We start from the raw sequence: 6,179 nt of genomic DNA, 5'->3' as shown, positions 1-6,179 counted from the left end.
GCCGTGCATGGCGTCGGTGCCGTGGGCGAGGTGGGTGCGGGTGGGGGGGTGGCGGTGGGTGGTGGTGGTGCTGGTGGTGGTGCGGGGGGTGTCGGTGCTGCTGGCCGTGGCGGCCGTGGTGGCCGTGGCGGCCGTGGTGGCCGTGGGGGTGGTGGGGGTGGTGGTGCTGGTGGGGGTGGGGGTGCGGGTGGCGAGGAGGGCGGCGCCGAGGGCGCCTCCGGCGTCGCCGGCGGCGGGTTGGATCCAGATGTTGTCGAAGATGTGGTGGTCGGCGATGCGGCCGTTGGCGACGCAGTTGAGGGCGACGCCGCCGGCGAGGCAGAGGTTGTTTTCGCCGGTGAGGGTTTGGGCGGTGGTGGCGAGGCGGAGCATGACGTCTTCGGTGACGTGTTGGACGGATGCGGCGAGGTCGCATTCGCGGTCGGTGAGGGTGCTTTCGGGTTGGCGGCGGGGGCCGTTGAAGAGTTTTTCGAATGCGTGGCCGGTCATGACCTGGCCGTGGAGGAAGGTGAAGTATTTGAGGTTGAGGCGGAATGAGCCGTCGGGTTTGATGTCGATGAGGTGTTCGCGGATGAGGGGGGCGTAGCGGGGGGTGCCGTAGGGGGCGAGGCCCATGAGTTTGTATTCGCCGGAGTCGACTTTGAATCCGCAGTAGTAGGTGAAGGCGGAGTAGAGGAGGCCGAGGGAGTGGGGGAAGTGGAGGTCGGCGATGGGGGTGATGGTGTCGCCTTGGCCGTGCCAGAGGGAGGTGGTGGTCCATTCGCCGACGCCGTCGACGCAGAGGATGGCGGCGGTTTCGTGGGGGCTGGGGAGGAAGGCGGAGGCGGCGTGGGATTCGTGGTGGAGGTAGGTGGTGATGGGGGGGAGGGTGGTGCCGGGTTCGAGGGTGGTGAGGTGGTTTTTGACGGTGGTGGTGATGCGGCGTTTCCAGGTGAGCCAGTCGGGCATGACGCGGCGGAACGAGGTGTAGCCGCGGGGGGCGGTGGCGGTGTAGGTGGCCAGGAGGCGTCGGAACTTGACGCGGGGGTTTTCGTAGTAGGCGATGTGGTCGAGGTCGGCGAGGCGGGTGTGGGCGATGTCGAGGCAGGAGCGGATGGCGTTGGTGGGGAAGGAGGGGTCGTGGCGGCGGCGGGTGAAGCGTTCTTCTTGGGCGGCGGCGAGGATGTGTCCGTCCTCGACGAGGGCTGCCGCGCTGTCGTGGTAGAAGGCGGAGATGCCCAGGGCGGTGGTCATGGTGGTGTGGGTGTCTCCTTGGTGGGGCCCGGCGTCCGGGTGTGGGGCCGGGGGATGGATGGAGGGATGGGTGCGGGTGCGTGGCTGGGTGGGTGTGGGTGTGGGTGGGTGTGGTTAGGGGTGGGGGGTGGTGGGTGTGGGGTGGGTGCGGCGGTGGCGCCAGGCGGCGTAGAGGGTGGCGGCCAGGCCGGTGGGGGGGTTGAGGGAGCGGTAGCCGAGGCGGATGCGGTGCCAGATGGTGGGTTCGTGGTGGTGGCCGAGGAGGGTGGGGAGGTCGGTCATGTAGCTGTCGATGGCGTCGATGGCCCAGGCGGAGTGGCCGGTGGCGACGTTGTCGATGGTGTTGTGGAGGTCGACGAACTGGGTGGAGTAGCCGTAGTGGGCCAGGGCCTGGGCGGCGGAGGTGTAGCCGCCGCCGACGCCGGAGAGTTCCATGGCGAGGTTGACGCCGAGGATCTCGGGTTGGAAGGTCTGGGGGAATCGGGCCAGGCACAGCCAGTAGACGGGGGTGGCGAAGGCGTTGTCGGTGAAGCCTGGCCAGGCGGCGAAGTCGGGGGAGGCGGTGGGGGGGAGGTCGATGCCCATGTCGGACAGGAGGGCCCGGTAGATGCGGGGGTGGTTGAGCTCGATGTCGCCGTTGCCGAGTTCGTCCCAGTAGGTGCGGTAGAGGAAGTGGCCGGCGCGGGATGAGGCGTGGTGGTAGTCGGTGAAGCCTTGGAGCCAGCCGCCGTCGATCATGATGAGGGGGGCGAGTTGGAGGGTGGAGTCGATGACTTCTTCGCGGGTGGGGAGGTCGGCGGGGGGTGGGGGGGTGAGGGTGTCGGGTGGGGGTGCGTGGCGGTCGTGTTCGGCGGCGAGCCATTCCTTCAGGCCCTGGCGGCGGTCCCAGCGGTCGGGGAGGGTGATGGCTTTGTCCAGGCGGTAGCGGGAGCGGGCCAGCCAGCGGGTGATGTAGGCGTGGGCGTAGGCGCGCAGGGCGGGGGTGTCGGTGCGGGCCAGGAGGGCGGTGTAGGCGGTGCGGGCGCCGCGGGGGGTCAGGGCGTGGCGGCCGTGGGGGATGCCGGTGGTGTCGGTGGTGTGGCCGTTGCTGTGGGCGTGACCGCCGTACACACCGCCGCCGCTGGTGCCGGTGCCGGTGCCGGTGCCGGTGCCGTTGCTGCCGCTGCTGCTGGTGGTGCCGCCGCCGCTGTCACCGCTGCTGGTGGTGGTGGTGTGGGGGTGGGGGGTGGTGTGCCAGGCGCGTTGGGCGCGGGTGAGGGCGGCGTGGCCGGGGGAGGGGGGTGTGGTGGGGGTGTTGAGTGCGGAGTCGGGTTCGGGCAGGCGGCTGATCCATTGGCGTAGGACGGTGATTTCCTCGTCGGTGAAGACGCGGAACATGGGGCCTTTCTCGTTGATCAGGCCGCGGACGAGGGGGCTTCTGTCGGGTTTGCCGGGGCGGACCAGGGGGCTGGTGGCCAGGGCGTTGAGGAAGGGGCCGGGGCCGTCGTCGACGCCGTTGAACCAGGCGGACAGGGGGCGGCCGGCCAGGAGGTAGTCGCTGTGGTAGACGGCGGCGGGGCGGGCGCGGGTGTAGATCAGGCGCCAGACGGCGTAGTCGGGGTGGCGGGTGAGGGCGGTGGTGGTGGCGAGGGTGTCGAGGAAGCGGTGGAGTTCGTTCAGGGCCCAGGCGGCGCCGGCGGTGACGCGGGGGGCGGTGTCGGGTCCGCTGGGGCCGCTGCCGGGGGTGGCGGGGGTGGTGATGAGGGCGTGGACGGCGGTGGTGGCCAGTTTCAGGGCGGTGGCGGGCTGGCCGGGGCGGGTGCCGCCGAGGTCGAGGGTGTGGGCTTCGGCGGGGGTGAGGTCCGCCTCCCCGCCACCGGTGTCACCGCTGCCGGGTGTGGCGGGGGTGGGGTCGCTGTGGGTGCTCGTGGTGGTGGGGCTGTCGCCGCCTGCTGTTGTGGTCCCCGTGTTGCCGGATGGGTGTCCCGTGCTGTCGCCGCGTGGTGCGGTGTGCGCGGTGGCGGCGTGTGGGGTGGTGTCGCCGTGGGTGGTGAGGGCGGCGAGTGGGGGGAGGAGTCCGGTGGCGCGTAGGGCGAGGTCGGCGCCGAGGATTTCGGGGGTGAAGGTGTCGGGGCGGCGGCTCATGGCCAGGAGGAGGGCGGGGAGGCGGAAGCTGTCGGTGTCGACGTCGCTGCTGCTGGCGAGGCGGACGCCGGGGAAGGGTTCGCCCAGTCGGTGGCGGCGTAGGAGGGCGCGGTAGTCGCTGCCGCGGTCGGCGTGGGGGTAGCCGACGCCGAGGTCGCCGGCGTAGAGGGCGAGTGCGGCCAGGGCGGGTTCGGTTTCGGCGTTGGCGGCGGAGGAGATCCACTGCAGCCAGGCTCCGGCGGACAGGGCCAGGGGGGCGCAGTTGATCAGGATGCAGCGGACGGCGTCGGTGCGGCTGGGGGTGGGGAGGGGGGTGAGGAGGTCCTGGAAGCGGCGGGTGGCGGTGGTGGCGAGCTCGCGTGCGTGGGTGGTGATGGCGTCGATGACGTCGTTGGCGAGGTCATCGGCCGTCTTCTCGCCTGCCCTGTCGGTGTCCCCGCCGGCGGTGGTCGCGGCGTTGTCGCCGCTGGTGGGGGGGAGGGCGGCCTGGGTGAGGTCGGTGTGCAGGCCGCGGGTTTGTGGGGGGGACAGGGGGGGTGGGCCCTCGGGGTCCAGTGCCCTGAGATACACCGAGCGGTAGTCGAGGGGGACGCCACCCACGTGGGTGTCGCTGGTGTCCTGGGTGGGTGTGCCGGTCGTGGCGTTCGTGGTCACGGCACGGGCCTCCCGTCACGGTGAGGTGGATGGGGCGAAAGGTCGAGAAACACGCGGACGCGGAACGAGGTGCGGTGGTGCGGCGGGGCGGTGGTGCGGCGGGTTGTTGTGCGGCTGCTCACCAGCCAGAGCCAGAGCCAGAGCCAGCCAGAGCCGGGGCCGGTGTCCGGTGCCATGCCCGGGGTTCGGGCGCCGGGGTCTGGTTCCGGTGTTGGGTCTGGTGCCGGTGCCATGCCCGGGGTTCGGGGTCTGGTGCCGGTGTCGGATCCGGGGCCTGGTGCTGGTGCTGGTGCTGGTGCTGGTGCTGGGATCGGGAGCGGGATCGGGGTCTGGTGGCGGGTTGGCGGGTGGGTTGGTGCCGGGTGCCGGGTGCCGGGTGCCGGTGCCGGGGGTTGGGTGGTGGGTGGTGTTCTTCTGGTCGGGTGCGCGGCCACCCGGGGTGGGTGTGGGCACGCCGGGTGCGAGGCCACCGGGTGGGTGGTGGCCTCGCGTGGGGTGACACGGCCGGGGTGGGTTGTTGGGGTGTGGTGTCCTTCCCTGCGGCTTCCCGGGGGCGGGTTGGGTGTCCCTCTTTCCCCACATTTCTTTGTCGGGGGGCCGGGGAGGGGTTTTCAGAACATGGGGTAGATGGATCGGTCGTTGCCGCGCTTCTTCTTCCTGCGCAGCCTGAAGAGTGCGGCGATCCTGCGGAACATCGGCCGGCTCCCTGGGACGTGGTTGGACGGGAAAGATCAGAACGAGACAGGGGGTTGCGGGGCGGGTGGCCACAGGGGCCGGGGTGCCCTACCCCCTCGCGGAGGGGTGGGCCCCCCGGGCGCCCTGCGGCTGTGGTGTCTGCCCGGGTGGACCGGGGCCGCCCGAGGGTGGGGTCAGCGGGGGGTGGCGAGGTCGAGCTGGGAGTTCATCAGGTCCGCGACGGTGCGCGAGCCGTGGTCGGTGAGGTGGACGTGGTCCACGAACAGCCAGCTGGAAGCGGCGGGGGAGGCGGCCAGGGCACTGCTCATGTCCAGGAAGGGAATGGTCCGCTTCGCACACGCCTCAGCCAGACCGCTGGCGTAGGTGGCGTGGATCTGCGGGTCGAGGATCTGGGTGAACAGGTTCCACAGAATGGCGTGTTCGGGGTCGCCGTGGTTGATGAGGGCGTCTTCCTCAGGGGTGAACGTCTTGCCCGTCCACGCGATGGTGGGCTGGAGCACGAAGTGGATCCGCGCACCGGTCGGGGCGGCCAGCTCCACCAGCCGGTCCAGGTCGCGGGCGGTGGTGGTCAGCGCCATCTCCACCCGTTCGGCCGGGGTGAGCACCCGCGCCTCGTTCTCCTCACGCTCACCGCTACCGCGTCCCAGCCGCTTGGCGGCCCGCGCCAGCCGGCCCAACGCCCAGGTGGGCTGCTCCTCGCCGGGGGCGATGCCCAACTGGCGGTGGAAGGAGTCGGAGTAGAAGAACTGGCCGTAGTCGTGGGTGGCCAGCGGCAGACCGGCGACGACGAGGTTGTTCAGACCCGAGAAGACCACGATGTCACGCACCGCCGGCAGCTGGTGGCGGTGGAGGAGGAACAGCACCGTCTCCTGGGTGGAGTTCAACGCCGGGCCGGCCATGTTCAGCCAGGGCTGGCCGGTCGCGGACGCCAACAGCGAGGGGACGGTCTGCTCGTCACAACTGGCGCCGAAACCGAACGCCGGGGAGGCACCCAACACCACACTGACCGGGTCGGCGGGCAGCGTGCCCCGAAGCGACACCGGACCGGCCGGGCCGTGGGCGACCCGGAAACCACCCGCATCGGTGTTGACCACGTCCGACTGGTAGTCGGGGTGGTTGAAGAACATGACATAGGGCAGCCACCGGATGTCGCCGCCCTGGGTGACGAAGTCCTCGTACGTCTTCTCGTACGACTTGATCTGCGCTATCGACTCGGTCTGCTGGTCCACGGGGCGTCCCCTTCACCCGGCGGCGTCGCCGGCGGCGTGTCGTGGTGGTCGGTTGGCGGTGAAACTGCACGGCGAGGTGGGTGTGTCCGGCCCGCCGGCATCGGCGGACCAGGCACCCCCTCCACGCCGCTGTCCTGCCCCACACCCTTCGCGGCGTGGGGATCGGACGAGCCCGACGGGTGGCAACGAACCCCCCTACGGCCAACGTGAGTGGTCACGGCATCGGACTGCTCACCAACCCGA

General features: G+C 71.2%; 3 protein-coding genes. All 3 read right to left on the bottom strand.

Translation table 11 applies throughout. The annotated features are described in order from the left end of the window. Positions 1 to 1,233: carbamoyltransferase family protein (locus ACTWP5_RS31920; protein ID WP_443224683.1), on the bottom strand; the 1,233-nt coding region annotated here is incomplete at its 3' end. Between the two features lie 114 nt (positions 1,234 to 1,347). Beyond that, positions 1,348 to 4,011, bottom strand: a complete 2,664-nt coding sequence (locus ACTWP5_RS31915) for an iron-containing redox enzyme family protein (protein ID WP_443224682.1) — start codon at positions 4,009 to 4,011, stop codon at positions 1,348 to 1,350. 869 nt (positions 4,012 to 4,880) lie between these two features. Continuing rightward, the gene (locus ACTWP5_RS31910; protein WP_443224681.1) at positions 4,881 to 5,936 is read right to left on the bottom strand and encodes an IopA; all 1,056 of its coding nucleotides are present in this window, start codon (positions 5,934 to 5,936) and stop codon (positions 4,881 to 4,883) included. Positions 5,937 to 6,179: the final 243 nt, after the last annotated feature.

It is taken from the genome of Streptomyces sp. 4N509B (assembly GCF_052245655.1).
In the GTDB taxonomy this organism is placed as follows: Bacteria; Actinomycetota; Actinomycetes; order Streptomycetales; family Streptomycetaceae; genus Streptomyces.
Note: the sequence above shows the minus strand (reverse complement) of the source record. Positions and strands in the feature narration are given on the sequence as shown.